At 41.1% G+C, this 13,528-nt stretch carries 15 protein-coding genes and 1 pseudogene; 11 read left to right on the top strand and 5 right to left on the bottom strand.

The genetic code is table 11. The features are described 5' to 3' along the window. The 4 genes from ACE3PQ_RS06615 to ACE3PQ_RS06600 all read left to right on the top strand — a co-directional run. Positions 1-322: YeeE/YedE family protein (locus ACE3PQ_RS06615; protein WP_374296315.1), on the top strand; the 322-nt coding region annotated here is incomplete at its 5' end. Next, positions 322-741 carry a DUF6691 family protein gene (locus tag ACE3PQ_RS06610; protein WP_374296314.1) on the top strand — a complete coding sequence of 140 codons (420 nt, stop codon included), beginning with the start codon at positions 322-324 and terminating at the stop codon, positions 739-741. The genes ACE3PQ_RS06615 and ACE3PQ_RS06610, both read left to right, overlap by 1 nt. Then, positions 738-1,613: an MBL fold metallo-hydrolase gene (locus ACE3PQ_RS06605; RefSeq protein ID WP_374296312.1), complete on the top strand. Its 876-nt coding sequence runs from the start codon at positions 738-740 to the stop codon at positions 1,611-1,613. Before ACE3PQ_RS06610 ends, ACE3PQ_RS06605 begins: the two co-directional genes overlap by 4 nt. 376 nt (positions 1,614-1,989) lie before the next feature. After that, positions 1,990-3,189 carry a hypothetical protein gene (locus tag ACE3PQ_RS06600; RefSeq protein ID WP_374296310.1) on the top strand — a complete coding sequence of 400 codons (1,200 nt, stop codon included), beginning with the start codon at positions 1,990-1,992 and terminating at the stop codon, positions 3,187-3,189. A 232-nt stretch (positions 3,190-3,421) separates the two neighbouring features. On the opposite strand, the gene ACE3PQ_RS06595 is transcribed toward ACE3PQ_RS06600, so the two are convergent. Beyond that, entirely contained in the window at positions 3,422-5,134 is a 1,713-nt protein-coding gene (locus tag ACE3PQ_RS06595; RefSeq protein ID WP_374296308.1) for a 4Fe-4S dicluster domain-containing protein, read from the bottom strand. A 307-nt stretch (positions 5,135-5,441) separates the two neighbouring features. On the opposite strand from ACE3PQ_RS06595, the gene ACE3PQ_RS06590 reads away from it, so the two are divergent. The 5 genes from ACE3PQ_RS06590 (at position 5,442) to ACE3PQ_RS06570 (ending at position 10,192) form a co-directional block, all read left to right on the top strand. Further along, positions 5,442-6,005, top strand: coding sequence for a DUF1285 domain-containing protein (locus ACE3PQ_RS06590; protein ID WP_374296306.1), 564 nt, complete (start codon positions 5,442-5,444; stop codon positions 6,003-6,005). A 133-nt stretch (positions 6,006-6,138) separates the two neighbouring features. Then, positions 6,139-7,044 (top strand): glutamate racemase, encoded by a 906-nt coding sequence (gene murI, locus ACE3PQ_RS06585; RefSeq protein WP_374296304.1) that lies wholly within the window; start codon positions 6,139-6,141, stop codon positions 7,042-7,044. A 260-nt stretch (positions 7,045-7,304) separates the two neighbouring features. Continuing rightward, positions 7,305-8,282, top strand: coding sequence for a DUF4062 domain-containing protein (locus ACE3PQ_RS06580; protein WP_374296302.1), 978 nt, complete (start codon positions 7,305-7,307; stop codon positions 8,280-8,282). A 193-nt stretch (positions 8,283-8,475) separates the two neighbouring features. After that, positions 8,476-9,486, top strand: coding sequence for a ferrochelatase (gene hemH, locus ACE3PQ_RS06575; protein ID WP_374296300.1), 1,011 nt, complete (start codon positions 8,476-8,478; stop codon positions 9,484-9,486). A 61-nt stretch (positions 9,487-9,547) separates the two neighbouring features. Continuing rightward, a complete protein-coding gene (locus tag ACE3PQ_RS06570; protein ID WP_374296298.1) occupies positions 9,548-10,192 on the top strand; it encodes an MBL fold metallo-hydrolase in 645 nt (214 codons plus the stop codon). Between the two features lie 29 nt (positions 10,193-10,221). On the opposite strand, the gene ACE3PQ_RS06565 is transcribed toward ACE3PQ_RS06570, so the two are convergent. The 3 genes from ACE3PQ_RS06565 to ACE3PQ_RS06555 all read right to left on the bottom strand — a co-directional run bounded on the left by ACE3PQ_RS06565 (position 10,222) and on the right by ACE3PQ_RS06555 (position 11,184). After that, positions 10,222-10,449: a hypothetical protein gene (locus ACE3PQ_RS06565; protein WP_374296297.1), complete on the bottom strand. Its 228-nt coding sequence runs from the start codon at positions 10,447-10,449 to the stop codon at positions 10,222-10,224. Between the two features lie 15 nt (positions 10,450-10,464). Then, positions 10,465-10,692, bottom strand: a complete 228-nt coding sequence (locus ACE3PQ_RS06560) for a hypothetical protein (protein ID WP_374296295.1) — start codon at positions 10,690-10,692, stop codon at positions 10,465-10,467. A 279-nt stretch (positions 10,693-10,971) separates the two neighbouring features. Continuing rightward, the gene (locus ACE3PQ_RS06555) at positions 10,972-11,184 is read right to left on the bottom strand and encodes a DNA gyrase inhibitor YacG (RefSeq protein WP_374296292.1); all 213 of its coding nucleotides are present in this window, start codon (positions 11,182-11,184) and stop codon (positions 10,972-10,974) included. Positions 11,185-11,291: 107 nt separating this feature from the next. Between ACE3PQ_RS06555 and ACE3PQ_RS06550 the strand changes: the two genes are divergently transcribed. Together ACE3PQ_RS06550 and ACE3PQ_RS06545 are read left to right on the top strand one after the other, a co-directional pair. Next, complete coding sequence (locus ACE3PQ_RS06550) at positions 11,292-11,969, top strand: DUF938 domain-containing protein (protein WP_374296290.1); 678 nt, start codon at positions 11,292-11,294, stop codon at positions 11,967-11,969. Next, positions 11,956-13,191: a TIGR03862 family flavoprotein gene (locus ACE3PQ_RS06545; protein ID WP_374296317.1), complete on the top strand. Its 1,236-nt coding sequence runs from the start codon at positions 11,956-11,958 to the stop codon at positions 13,189-13,191. The genes ACE3PQ_RS06550 and ACE3PQ_RS06545 overlap by 14 nt, the downstream gene beginning before the upstream one ends. A gap of 209 nt (positions 13,192-13,400) precedes the next feature. Here the strand turns inward: ACE3PQ_RS06545 and ACE3PQ_RS06540 are convergent. Beyond that, a pseudogene (locus ACE3PQ_RS06540) lies at positions 13,401-13,528 on the bottom strand (IS30 family transposase); the annotation flags it as partial.

The raw sequence follows: 13,528 nt of genomic DNA, 5'->3' as shown, positions 1-13,528 counted from the left end.
TAGTGGTTTGATTTCTCAAGTCTTACAAGGGCAAATGCAATCGCCTGCTGTGTGGTTTTTACTTGGTTTATTCATTACACCATTTTTCTATGCGCAGATCGTTCAGCCTGATATTGAACTAAATAGCCATCCAATATTATTGATCATTGCAGGGTTATTGGTTGGCTTTGGCACTCGAATCGGATCTGGTTGTACGAGTGGTCATGGTATTTGTGGTATGAGTCGGCTATCTATTCGCTCAATTGTAGCAACTTGTACTTTTATGATTGCAGGTTTTATTACGGTTTACGTCATGCGCCACCTAATGCAAGGAGGAGTGTGATGAAAAATCTATTTGCAATGTTATTTGGTGCGCTATTTTCAGTCGGCTTAATGTTTTCAGGCATGTCGAACCCAAAAAAAGTATTAGACTTTTTAGATGTTTTTGGTCGTTGGGATGCGAGCCTTGCCTTTGTCATGATTGGTGCAATTCTTATTGCTTTTGTACCATTCCAACTCGCAGTTCGTAAAACATCTCCACGCACTATTTTCGGTGAAAAAATCGCCCTTCCAACAGTTCAACACATTGATCGCCGATTGATCATTGGTGCAATATTGTTTGGTGTTGGTTGGGGGCTGGTGGGCGTTTGTCCTGCGCCAAGTTTGACATTGATCGGCTTAGGCTATTATTCAGCGTTATACTTTATCATTGCCATGTTGCTCGGGATGTTTATTGCCAATCGGTTTGGAGGTCGTTCATGAGCACGACGAGCCAAGCAAAAATACAGTCATTCTTTCATCAAGACACGAATACGTTTAGCTATGTGGTGAGTGATCCTCATAGCTCTAAATGCGCAATTATAGATTCGGTACTGGATTATGATGCGGCGTCGGCATCGACTTCAACGACGCATGCCGATCAGATGATGGATTATATTTTATCAGAAAAGTTATCCGTACAATGGATATTGGAAACCCATGTCCATGCTGATCATCTCAGTGCGTCGCAATATTTAAAACAAAAACTGGGTGGCAAAGTCGCCATGAGTGCAAAGATTGGCATTGTACAAGAGACATTCTCCAAGATTTATCATTTAGACATCAAACAAATCAATGCCACACAGCATTTTGACTATCTATTTGCCGATGGTGAGGCATTCGAAATTGGCAATCTAAGCGGCTATAACATTCCCACACCAGGGCATACGCCTGCTTGTTTGAGCTATGTGATTGGCGATGCAGTCTTTGTCGGCGATACTTTATTTATGCCTGACTACGGCACGGCACGTTGTGACTTTCCAAAAGGTAGCGCAGAGCAATTATTTGATTCGGTGCAACTGCTGTATCAACTACCTGATACGACACGTATTTTTCTTTGTCATGATTATTTACCTGAATCACGCCAAAATTTTCAATGTCAGACGAATATTCATGCGCAAAAAACTAAAAATATACACATCCAAGCTGACACTGAAAAATCGGCCTTTATCGAGATGCGAAATGAGCGAGATGCGACGCTTTCTATGCCACGACTGATCTTACCTGCGATTCAAATCAACATGGTGGCAGGGCATTTCCCCGAGCCTGAAGAAAATGGACAGCGTTATTTAAAATTGCCACTGAATTATTTTTAATCGATGATGTTTTTAAAACTGTATTTTGCCTCGTGAAACTGTGCTAAAAATGTTTAGCATATTTTAAGAATTGGGGTTTATTAGGATCAGATCGTCGATGGTTTGGCGTTGCACCTGAGGTGTATACTCCGAAAGGGGCGCAACGAGGCAATGAATTTTTGACCTTCAGCTTATAGCAAAATTTTCTATTTTGGCACTTGTAAATATATACGAAATTTATTATTTTAAAAATAAGGTCGCCTACCGTACTTACGCATGAGTAGAAAAGGGATAAAAAACTATAGGTTTAATTTTTAAAGCTATATCTAAAATTTAATTTTCTTAAGTATCAACTCGTTTGGTTCTTAGCATTTAAACATGCGTTGCTAGAAGTCTTATGACACCAAGTATTCTTTGTATAAAGAGTTTAGAGTTGGAAGTAGAGAAAATTATGTCTATTCAAGAATTCGCATTTCAATTATCTAAGAAAATTCAGGATCAGCATTCTGTAAAGATTAGCCGCTCACATATCTATGAATTAATTGCTTTAGATCAAGACTATAAGACTTATAGCTCTTTTGTTGCTCAAAATCTTTTACTTGAAGCTCAATATGATGATTCTGAAGAATATTATCAGCACGAATTGGTTGATGCTCTAACTCTAGAAATATTGGAAAATCCACCTGAAACAGATTATTTAAATTATAGTGAAGATGACCTTCATTGGGATGATTATGAGGGTAATGCCTTACTGGAGCAGATTAGAAAAATTATTATAAGACTTAAGGTTTTACTGAAGTTAGATGCTTCAGAAGAGTTTTATTTGTCGATTTCTAAAACTGTCTATCAAGAACTTCTATGGCTTAACTTAGAAGTTATTAACTTCAATGCAGTAAGAGAAGAAATAAGTTATATTGATTTTGAAAATGGTGAAGTGGATGAGCTAGAATTTGAGGGTAATTATTTTGAGTTTTCAAAAATTGGGGATAATTTTGAGAAGATTTTATCTTATGCGAAAGATCGTGGGAACGTTGATGCTTATGCTGTACTTGGCGGGTACTATCGTTATTTAGCAAATCAGATTGCTCCTTATGGTCTACATGGCTCAAATTTTGGAAGTCGTTGGGACAATCATAAACAAGAATATATCTATTCTAATAAGACTAAGAAAAATAAAAAAAAGTTTGAAGAATACATAAAGCAAGCTGAACACTTTGAATCTTATGTTAAAAATTCACCTATGAATCTTCATGAAATTAATTTGAATGCAGACAAGGAAACAGTTTACAACCAGATTTTGTACCTGTGTAATCGTGGTGATACGAGTGCAATTGAATACTTCCTTTATGAAAAAATATTCAAAAATCATGGCGAAGCATGGTTATACATCTACTTAGCTCAAATGTGCGGAGTTGATTTCACGCAGGATGATTTTAGAGCGTACAATGCTTATACAGGTGAGGATTATGATGACTATGGACCTATGGAAGTCGCAGGTCGTGAGGCAATCCAATATGCTATAGATTTATCAGAACTAGATGCTGATAAAGATAATTTGGCTAGGAAGGTTGCTACAGAGTTATTTGAGAAAATTTAGTTCATAGTCTTATAAAATAGAAGGCTTATAGCTCCTTTTTATCAGATTACACCGTTCCAAAACAAAGTAACCTTTCATGATGAGGACGAATCATAAAAAATCCGAGCATTAGCTCGGATTTTTTATTAGTAATCAAGTTACATATTCGGATGTGAGAGTCATTGCCTCGCAAGATGAGGCATGGCAAGACATTGTCTTGCCATGCCGCAAGTGAAAAAGTAAATTTTTCAGCCTACATATTCGGATAGTTAGGACCACCGCCACCCTCAGGTACAACCCAAGTGATGTTTTGTGACGGGTCTTTGATATCACAGGTCTTACAATGTACACAGTTGGCAGCGTTGATTTGGAAACGCTTCGAACCGTCATCATTTTCCATGATTTCATAGACACCCGCAGGGCAGTAACGCTGTGCAGGCTCATCCCATTTTGGTAAATTCACATCGACTGGAATATCAGGATTAGTGAGTTTCAAATGAGCAGGTTGATTTTCTTCATGCACCGTATTTGATACAAATACCGAAGACAAACGGTCAAAAGTCAGCTTGCCATCTGGTTTTGGATAGTTCGGTTTAAAGCTCACCGCATCGACATTTTTCAGCACCGCATAATCTTGTTTTAGATCATGCAAGGTAAATGGCACTTGGAAAATGTTTTGATCAACGAAATTAAACGCACCACCGATCCATAGGCCGAATTTATGCATTGCCGCACCGAAGTTACGCGCACGATGCAATTCTTCTTTGAGCCAGCTATTATCAAACTTCTGCGTATAGGTCGAAACTTCTTTGGCAAAGTGATCTTCGCCTTCAAGCACACGCGCAACCATGAGGTCGCCACCTTTTTCAGCGCCTGCTTTGATTTCATCAAAGATCGCTTCAGCACAGAGCATGCCTGACTTCATTGCAGTGTGAGAGCCTTTGATTTTTGAGAAGTTCAAGAAACCTGCATCATCCCCAATCAAGCAACCACCTGGGAAAGTCAGTTTCGGCAATGCGTTGAGACCACCTTTCACCACAGCACGTGCGCCATAAGAAATACGCTTACCACCTTCTAGATACTGTTTGATCAGTGGATGGGTTTTCCAGCGTTGCATTTCCATGAATGGGTACATGTGTGGATTTTCATAAGATAAATCCACGATCAAGCCCAAAGTTACTTGATTGTTTTCTGCGTGGTACAACCACCAACCGCCAGATGAACCAGTTTCCGCCAAAGGCCAACCTGAACCGTGCATCACCAAACCTGGTTTGTGTTTTGCAGGGTCGATTTCCCAAAGTTCTTTAATGCCGATACCGTAGTGCTGTGGATCAGCATCTTTGTCTAAGCCAAATTTTGCAATTAAGCGCTTACCAAGATGTCCACGGCAACCTTCTGCGAATAGCGTGTATTTTGCATGAAGCTCATAGCCTGGGGTGAAGTTATGGGTTGGTTCGCCATCTTTGCCAATGCCCATGTCGCCAGTTTGGATACCTTTGACCGTACCATCTTCATGATACAAAATTTCCGAAGCGGCAAAACCTGGGAAAATGGATACTTCAAGTTCTTCTGCTTTTTGACCAAGCCAACGAACCACGTTGCCGAGTGAAACCACATAGTTGCCATCGTTGTGCATGGATTTTGGCACCATCCAATGAGGCATTTTTTGTGATTTTTCTTCAGACAATAAGAAGTAAGTTTCGTCTTCTTTGACTTCAACAGTGACAGGCGCACCTTCTGCTTTCCAATTTGGGAAAAGTTCATTTAAGGCACGTGGCTCAAGCACTGCGCCTGAAAGAATATGGGCACCGACTTCAGAGCCTTTTTCCACCACACATACTGATAAATCAGGTAGGTTATTTTCGATTGCAAGCTGACGAAGACGAATCGCCGCAGCTAGACCAGATGGCCCTGCACCGACGATTACAACGTCAAACTCCATTGATTCACGTTCGATGTGCTCCATGTAGGACTCCTCAAATCATTGACGGTGGCAACCGCATTGTCGAATCGTTTTTTTCAACTCGGTGCTGCCATGAATATTGGGTATTTGTCTTGCTCCATCCTTGACTCAAGGGGATGAAAACCAACAAACTTGGATAAGCATAGACACAAAACTAACATCGTGTCACATAAGTATTGCGCTATTATAATTTCAAAGGGCAGTTTAGCCAATTGGCAAGCACAACTAATTTTCATGTCAATCGTGCATAAGTGTTGGAAAAAATGGATTTTTCAGGTGCTAATGACGCACGAGTCAGAGGATGTAAATTATGGCAGTTCAGGCAAATTTTGAAAATATTGCCAGTTATCTACAGCAGTTTTCGCATGATCGCAGTATTCCACCGTTGGAAAAGTGGCATCCAGAATATTGTGGCGAGATGGATTTGGTGATCAAAGCCAACGGTGAATGGTGGCACGAAGGGCGACCGATTCGACGTCAAAAGATGGTCGATCTATTTGCCAAAATATTATGGCGAGAAGGTGACGAATTCTTCCTAAAGACGCCAGTAGAAAAAATCAAAATCCAAGTGGAAGATGCGCCACTACTTATCAGTGCGGTCGATCAAATAGAAGTCGATGGGAAGCAATATCTGCAAATGACCACGCAAAATCAGGATGTCTTTGTTCTTGATGCGGATCATCCGATCTATATGCGAGCGTTCGATGACGAAGTGCGCCCTTATGTCAAAGTCCGCTACGAACTCGAAGCATTAGTACAGCGTAATGTATTCTATCATTTGGTGAATTATGGTGAGCTTTCTGAAATGTCCGATGGCACGTGTTTAAAACTGCGAAGTGGGGATATCGAGTACGTCTTGGGTATGTCTGAATAAGTGGTTTATCAAAACTTCAAAGCTTTGCTTTTCTTTGCATGAAGATAACAAATTCAGCTATGGTTTCTTTGCAAATTCGGCGTATGATGCCTACAGTTTATTCAAATTTTTATCATCTATTTTTTAGTCTTATATGTCTGCTCATTCGTCTTCACAGTCAAGCCTAAGCTCTGCATCAAGCCAAGCCCTTGAGCATGATGTCGCATTGCCAAATGGTGCAGATCGAAACTCACCCATTGGGATTTTTGACTCAGGCATTGGTGGTTTGTCTGTGGCTATGGATGTGCATCACTATTTACCGAATGAACAAATTCTCTATTTCGCCGATACAGCACATGTGCCTTATGGCGCACGCAGTGATGAGGAAATTCGTCGCTTTACCGCACAAGCGATTGATTGGCTCTATCAACAAGGTTGTAAAACCGCGATTGTTGCTTGTAATACTGCATCGGCATTTAGCTTAGATTATTTACGCCAGTATTACGGCGAGCAGTTTCCCATTATTGGTTTAGTCCCTGCAGTTAAGCCTGCAGTGATTCAGTCACAGACCAAAGTGATTGCTGTACTAGCAACACCAGCGACCTTACGAGGCAAGTTGATTCAAGACGTGGTGCAGCATTTTGCTTTGCCTGCGGGTGTCAAGGTGATGAATACCACCTGCACGGACTTGGTGCCTTTGGTTGAGCAAGGTAAAGTCTTAGATGCAGAATGTATGATTGCCTTAAAACAATGCTTACAGCCTGTGATTGATGCATGTGCGGATCATTTGGTACTTGGATGTACGCATTATCCATTCTTAAAACCTGCGATAGAGCGACTGTATGGCGATCGGTTGGTCTTGGTCGATTCAGGGCAAGCAGTGGCACGGCAATGTGGTCGAATTCTACAAAAACATCAGCTCACCCGAGAAATGGCTTTAGATCATTTTGAGATTCCGTGTGTGCTGAGTGGTAACAACGCACAGCAAATGCAAGCTGTGGTCACGCATCTGCTACAAAATAAAGTGACTATCCGACTAAGTGATCTTTCTAATTATTAAGATTTCAGGCATGCTAAACAGGCGATTAAGAAAAGCACAATAGTTGCAGTACAACAATTTAAATACAGCAATCTTTCAAAAGTGTGATAAAAGTCGCAAAATTAAAGGGGTAATGATTTTAAAAATGTTTTAGAATCATTAGTAGTGTGTTGACCTAAATCCGTCTTGATGCGGTGTCGTGCATCATACAAGTCTGATTCATTTTCAATTTTCATTCCGAAATAAATGAATGGCAACGGTTTAGGTGATAAGGAATTTTCATGTCTGATAAGCGTTATCATGTATTTATCTCCACGGCATTTCAAGGTGTCGAGGCGGAGCGTTTAAAATTAGAATATACATTGCTCAACTTAGGGGCATTTCCGTGGCAGTTTAATGAAGCTCGCAACTCACTGAACACAGCACAAGCACGCCGTCAAATGGATGAGTGTGACTATGTGGTTTTTGTATTGGGTGATGAGTATGGTGAGTTATCCGCTTCAGGGATTAGTTATTTGCATCTCGACTTTCTGTATGCAGTCAATAAGCAAAAGCCAATTTTAAGCTTTATCAGCACCAAAGCGAGTACGGATAAAGATCCTGAGATTATTAAAAAACGCACAGGCTTTGTGGATTTATTAAAGTCTGAAAGTAAATATTTTCAAGAGTACAGTAGCTTACTTGATTTTGAACGTAATGTACGAAATGTCTTCCAAAAAGCCAAAACGGAATATCCAGTGCTTGGCTGGATCAGACCAAAATCCAATGATGTATTGCAAAACGAGATCGTGCGCTTACGTGAAAAAGTTGCGGAGCTAGAACAAAATCTGATTCGTACACGTCAAGAAGCGTCATTTAGCCAGTCGGATCAAAATGAGCAACAGAAGTTTAACTTACATTATCGCACCCAAGCTTATCAAGACGGTAATCTTAAAGACATTACACCACAAATAGAGCTGACTTGGCTTGAAGCGTTAAAAATCTTGGCGCCACACTTTAAGCAACCGACGCTAGAGATGAACTTCATCAAAGTGATGAACAGCTACCTTGAAGGCATCGCTTTGGAAGAAGCACGTAAAGTCATGCCCCGAGTACATGCGGTATCTAGAACACATGTCGATACTCGAAGTTTGCAACAGCTCAAACTACAAATGAAATGGAATAATTGGATTATTCCGCAGGCAGATATGGGTTCGGGTACTCGTGTCTATTGGCGCTTAACTGATGATGCAGAGCGTGTGTTGAGCCGTCAGCGTTGAAAATAAGCCGTCAGCGTTGAAAATAAGCCGTCAACGCTAATCGACAGTATCTATTTTGATGTAAGCGTTTGTGTTGATTTATTTTTTCTATTTCGATGATAGAAATTAGCGGAAGTCTATTTGCTGAAATTTAAAGCCAATTGAATTAATATAGTTTGAAACTCTTTGTGCAATTGCTTTTATGAAACCTGCTATGAAATCAGCTCAACCTCGCATCGTGATCATTATGGCGAATCTCGGCACACCTGATGCACCAACGCCACAAGCGGTTCGTGCCTTTCTTAAACAGTTTCTTTCTGATCAGCGGGTAATCGAGATTCCCAAATTGCTGTGGCAGATTATTCTCAATCTCTTTGTTTTACCGTTTCGACCAAAAGCTGTGGCAAAAAACTACGCCAGTATTTGGCAAGATGACTCGCCAATGCGCAAGATATTGAATCAACAAGTCGCATTGGTTGAGCAATCATTATTGGCGCAAAATCCAGATTTAAATCTGCAAGTCATTCCTGCAATGACTTATGGTCAGCCTAGTATTCACAAGGTATTAGCACAACTCAGCGATGATATGCCTGATCAAATCATTTTGATGCCATTATTTCCGCAATATTCCGCAACCTCAAGTGCGCCACTGTATGATGCACTGAGTCAATGGGTATTAAAACAACGCAATTTACCTGCACTTTCCATTATTCGGGACTATTATCAACATCCTGACTATATTCAGTCGCTTGCGCAGAGCGTACGAGATTTTCAAACCGAACATGGTCAAGTAGACAAATTACTGATGTCTTTTCATGGTATTCCACAGCCTTATGCAGATAAAGGCGATCCTTATGCTGATCGTTGTCGAGAAACTGCTCGCTTAGTTGCCGAGCAATTAGGACTATCAAATGAGCAATGGGCGATTAGCTTTCAATCTCGTTTTGGCAAGCAAGAGTGGGTCAAGCCTTATACCAGTGAGCTGTTAAAAGAATGGGCGAGTCAAGGTGTGAAATCTGTACAAGTGATGAGTCCTGCATTCTCAGCAGATTGCTTGGAAACGCTTGAAGAGCTTGAGGTGGAAAATCGTGATATCTTTATTGAGCATGGTGGACAAAGCTATGCCTATATTCCTGCCTTAAATGTTCGAGATGATCATATTGCCGTATTTACAAAGCTGATTCAGGCACAGTTGAATGCCAGTCGTGAGCAATTACTATCCTAACTTTTAGGCTCGTAGTTTAAAATTATCCAAAAATCACCGATTGATTGACTAGAGGTTGTTTATGTTACGTTGCCAAATTATTCCTGTGACACCTTTTCAACAGAACTGTAGCATTGTATGGGATGATGAGAGTTTGGAAGCGGTGTTGATCGACGCAGGTGGTGAAGCGGAAAAACTTCAGCAAGCAGTCGAAGCACTCGGTGTCACAGTGAAAGCATTATGGAATACCCATGGGCATGTTGATCATATTGGCGCAGTCGGTGAATTGGCAAAAGTCTACGAAGCACCTGTGATTGGACCACATCGTGAAGATGAATTTTGGATTGATGCGCTACAAGATATTTGTCGTCAGTATGGCTTTCCTGTTGCCGAAAAAGTTGTGGTTGATCAGTGGCTTGAGGGTGGCGATACCTTGACTTTGGGGAAATATACTTTTGAAGTGCGCTTTGCACCAGGGCATACACCAGGTCATGTGATGTTTTACTGCGCCGAGATGAATATTCTATGGACAGGTGATGTGATCTTTAAAGGCTCAATTGGACGTACTGATTTTCCAAAAGGTGACTTTGATACTTTGATTGAATCGATCAAAACGCAAGTCTATACGCTACCTGATGATACTCAATTTATCTGTGGGCATGGTCCAACCAGTAGCGTTGGGCATGAAAAGCAATTTAACCCATTTGTATCGAGCAAAGCTGGCTAACTCTTTATTTCAGTAGCATGATTCACATATTAATTAGGCAATTGTGAAGCGGTTTTTTGCATATTTTGATAGATGACATCGGTCTGTGCATTGAGCCGTTCAAAAGTATTGCGCTGAGAAGACGTTGTCTTGTCCAAAGTGGCAAGTTTAAACACGTTTTGATATTTGGTTGCATGATTCGTCATACTTTGACGTAGCTTCACTGCGGTTTGATTGGATAAAACCAAATGCTTCAATAAGGCTTTGGATTGCTCCAAATTGCGATTGAAGGTTTAGACACGTGCATTGCGTTTTTGTTGATCTTTTTCAGCTTGTAGGCTTGGAATTTCCTGATTCATTTGCTGAATATTTTTTTGATAATCCTGCCAAATCGTTTTTAACTTTTGCGTATCAATGACTTCTTGCTTGGCAAGACTTTGTTTCGTCAAAGTCGTTGCGTTTGTCTGTGATGTACACATTGCAAAGAACGCAAATCCCATAGCGAATAAGAATTGACGCATCGTTTTACCCCTAATCTTGAAACTTTTTACACGCCGTTGTGTAAAGTATTTATTTCATTAGCATTAATTATTTTGGCTTGTGCATAATGCTAATTTAATCTTGATCAGTGAGTAGAGTCATCCCCCATAGCTTTTACACAATGGTTGGGAACTAAACAGAACTGATCATTTTTATGAGAAACGACTATACAAAAAAGAGTTACTTACTGACAATATTTGGCGACAAAACTAATACGTTGTAACATTTTGGGTTTGGACATATTTTGAATGAATGCGCTGTTAGTCTTGATCGTGCTCAGGCGTGACACGTGATGGGCTGTCTTCTGATGCGACCTTGTAGTCCTCATTTGCCCATGCAGAAAAATCGACCATCTTGCAACGCTCAGAACAGAATGGGCGGTAAGGATTGTCTTGCCAACGGCTTGCTTCACCGCAACGTGGGCAGGGAAAAGATTTTGGATTTGCTGAAGTTGAGGTATTGTGGTCAGTCATAATTTTACGAGTGAAAGATGAGATAAGAAAAATAGATAACTTGCGTAGAAGCACAGACAAATTGTAGCGCACTTGCTAGACTGACGCACATCCAAAGCCGTATTTAAATGTATTTGCCGTCCATGACTTATCCTGATATTCGCCCATTTCAAGCACACTACTTAAAAGCACCTCGCAAATTTCGACCAATTGAAAATCAAGTGGTGGAAAATCATCCAGTTTGCCTCGAAATCGGCGCAGGCAAAGGAAAACATGCTTGTTTATTTGCATCGCATCATCCAAATCTGCAATTGATCGCAGTCGAACGCACGGCAGAAAAATATCAAGCGATGCAGAAGTCACAGCGTGAAGCAGGCTTAGAGAATTTAACAACGATTCATGCCGATGCGATTCCGTGGGTGGTGCATGCGCTGTATCCTGCACAGTTACAACAGATTTTCCTGCTTTACCCAAATCCTGAACCGCATAACTCAACACAGCGTTGGCTGAATATGCCATTTTTTGAATATTTACTGTCACGTTTGCAGATTGGTGGCACGATCACTTTGGCGAGTAATATTGTAGAGTACATTGCGGAAGCGGTTGAGCAGTTAGAACAAGTCTGGAAATTACCCTTTGAAGTACAAACCATCCCACAAGACTCTGCACGAACGCACTTTGAAATAAAGTATTTAGAGCGTGGCGAATTGTGTCAGCAAATCATCATCACCAAACCACAAGGCTATCAAACTCGATTCGATGATGTACCGCCACGCTTAGGGCAAGACAATGATAATAAAGCGTAAAGTCGCCATCATCGGTGCAGGACCTGCGGGATTGGCGTGTGCAGAGGTTTTGGCAGAACGTGGCGATTTTGACATTAGTATCTATGAGCAAAAGCCATCGGCAGCACGTAAATTCCTCATGGCGGGCAAGACAGGGCTAAATATTAGCCATAATGAGCCACTTACGGATTTTATTGATCGTTACGATCATGCCGAGTGGCTTCGTCCGATGGTCGAGGCGTTCCATGCTGAGCATATTCAGGCATGGATGCAGGGCTTAGGCATCGAGTCCTATATCGGCAGTTCAGGGCGGATTTTCCCCAATGAGATGAAAGCAGCGCCACTGCTTCGAGCATGGTTAAAACGACTGCAAAATCAAGGGGTAACTTTTCACTATCGTTATCTAGTCAGTCATATTCAAGATGGTGAAATCACCGTCATTGACTTGAAAAACAGTGATCTCAAAAATAATCAAACTCGTACTGAACAGGTCGATGCTATCGTGTTGGCATGTGGTGCAGTGTCGTGGTCACATCTTGGTAGCGATGGACGTTGGCAGTCGTGGTTAGATGATGCGCAGATTGAACCGTTCCAAGCCAGTAATGTCGGTGTCTGTGTGGCTTGGTCAGACTTTATGCAGGCGCATTTTGGACAACCGTTAAAGCGCATTCGTGCATGGGCGGACGGTGATGCGCCACAGTTTGGTGAGATGGTGATTAGCCATTATGGTCTGGAAGGTGGTTTGGTTTATCGCTGTAATCGTGCCTTGCGTGAACAATTCAGCACGAGTGGCGACAGCTTGAAAACAGCAAAACTTTATCTCGATCTGCTTCCTGCATTCAGTCAGTTCGAGCTTTTGGAAAAGTTACAATACGGCAAAAAGCTGTCTTTAAATACGCTATGGCAACGTATCGGTTTGGATAAAACCAAAATTGCGCTGCTGCGTGATGTTGTGGAAAAGTCCGACTGGAACGATCATGTGAAAATGGCACAACACATCAAACAGCTTGCCATCAATGTGCAAGGCTTTCGTCCGATCGAGGAGGCGATAAGCTGTGCGGGTGGTATCAAGCAAAAGGCTTTGGATGAAAATTTAAAGCTAAAAAATAGCCGTGCGATCTATGCTTGCGGTGAGATGCTCGACTGGGATGCGCCGACAGGTGGCTATCTGCTGACGGCGTGTATGGCAAGTGGGCGATGGGTAGGTGAGCATTTATTATCGGGGCTTAGAAAGTTAAAGTGAGTTAATATCGAGTAATTTAAAGAGAAATAAGTCGTTTATATTTTGTATATTTTATAGTAATATGAAGAAAAATTTTTAAAAGAAATAAGATAGTGGGATTAAACAGATAGTATGCTAAAAAATGGTAATAATAAGTTATTAATTCTATGTAAAACTTATCCCAGTCCGAGTGGAAGATATAATGAAACCTCCTGTGTAGCTTGGCGAATTCAAACATGAGGTGCGACAGTTTGAAAAGTCTTATGATAATCAACAAGCTGAGCAAATTTCTCTAATGGTGTAAGCCAATCTAACGCTTTTCTAGGACGAGTATTCAGTGACATGGCAACTTGATTTA

This window comes from Acinetobacter sp., assembly GCF_041911495.1.
Classification (GTDB): domain Bacteria; phylum Pseudomonadota; class Gammaproteobacteria; order Pseudomonadales; family Moraxellaceae; genus Acinetobacter.
This window is presented reverse-complemented; position numbering and strand designations above follow the sequence as displayed.

Coding starts and splice junctions, on each gene's coding strand:
- ACE3PQ_RS06610 (WP_374296314.1), top strand. CDS start 322: ATGAAAAATCTATTTGCAATGTTATTTGGTGCGCTATTTTCAGTCGGC.
- ACE3PQ_RS06605 (WP_374296312.1), top strand. CDS start 738: ATGAGCACGACGAGCCAAGCAAAAATACAGTCATTCTTTCATCAAGAC.
- ACE3PQ_RS06600 (WP_374296310.1), top strand. CDS start 1,990: ATGACACCAAGTATTCTTTGTATAAAGAGTTTAGAGTTGGAAGTAGAG.
- ACE3PQ_RS06595 (WP_374296308.1), bottom strand. CDS start 5,134: ATGGAGCACATCGAACGTGAATCAATGGAGTTTGACGTTGTAATCGTC.
- ACE3PQ_RS06590 (WP_374296306.1), top strand. CDS start 5,442: ATGGCAGTTCAGGCAAATTTTGAAAATATTGCCAGTTATCTACAGCAG.
- murI (WP_374296304.1), top strand. CDS start 6,139: ATGTCTGCTCATTCGTCTTCACAGTCAAGCCTAAGCTCTGCATCAAGC.
- ACE3PQ_RS06580 (WP_374296302.1), top strand. CDS start 7,305: ATGTCTGATAAGCGTTATCATGTATTTATCTCCACGGCATTTCAAGGT.
- hemH (WP_374296300.1), top strand. CDS start 8,476: ATGAAATCAGCTCAACCTCGCATCGTGATCATTATGGCGAATCTCGGC.
- ACE3PQ_RS06570 (WP_374296298.1), top strand. CDS start 9,548: ATGTTACGTTGCCAAATTATTCCTGTGACACCTTTTCAACAGAACTGT.
- ACE3PQ_RS06560 (WP_374296295.1), bottom strand. CDS start 10,692: ATGCGTCAATTCTTATTCGCTATGGGATTTGCGTTCTTTGCAATGTGT.
- ACE3PQ_RS06555 (WP_374296292.1), bottom strand. CDS start 11,184: ATGACTGACCACAATACCTCAACTTCAGCAAATCCAAAATCTTTTCCC.
- ACE3PQ_RS06550 (WP_374296290.1), top strand. CDS start 11,292: ATGTATTTGCCGTCCATGACTTATCCTGATATTCGCCCATTTCAAGCA.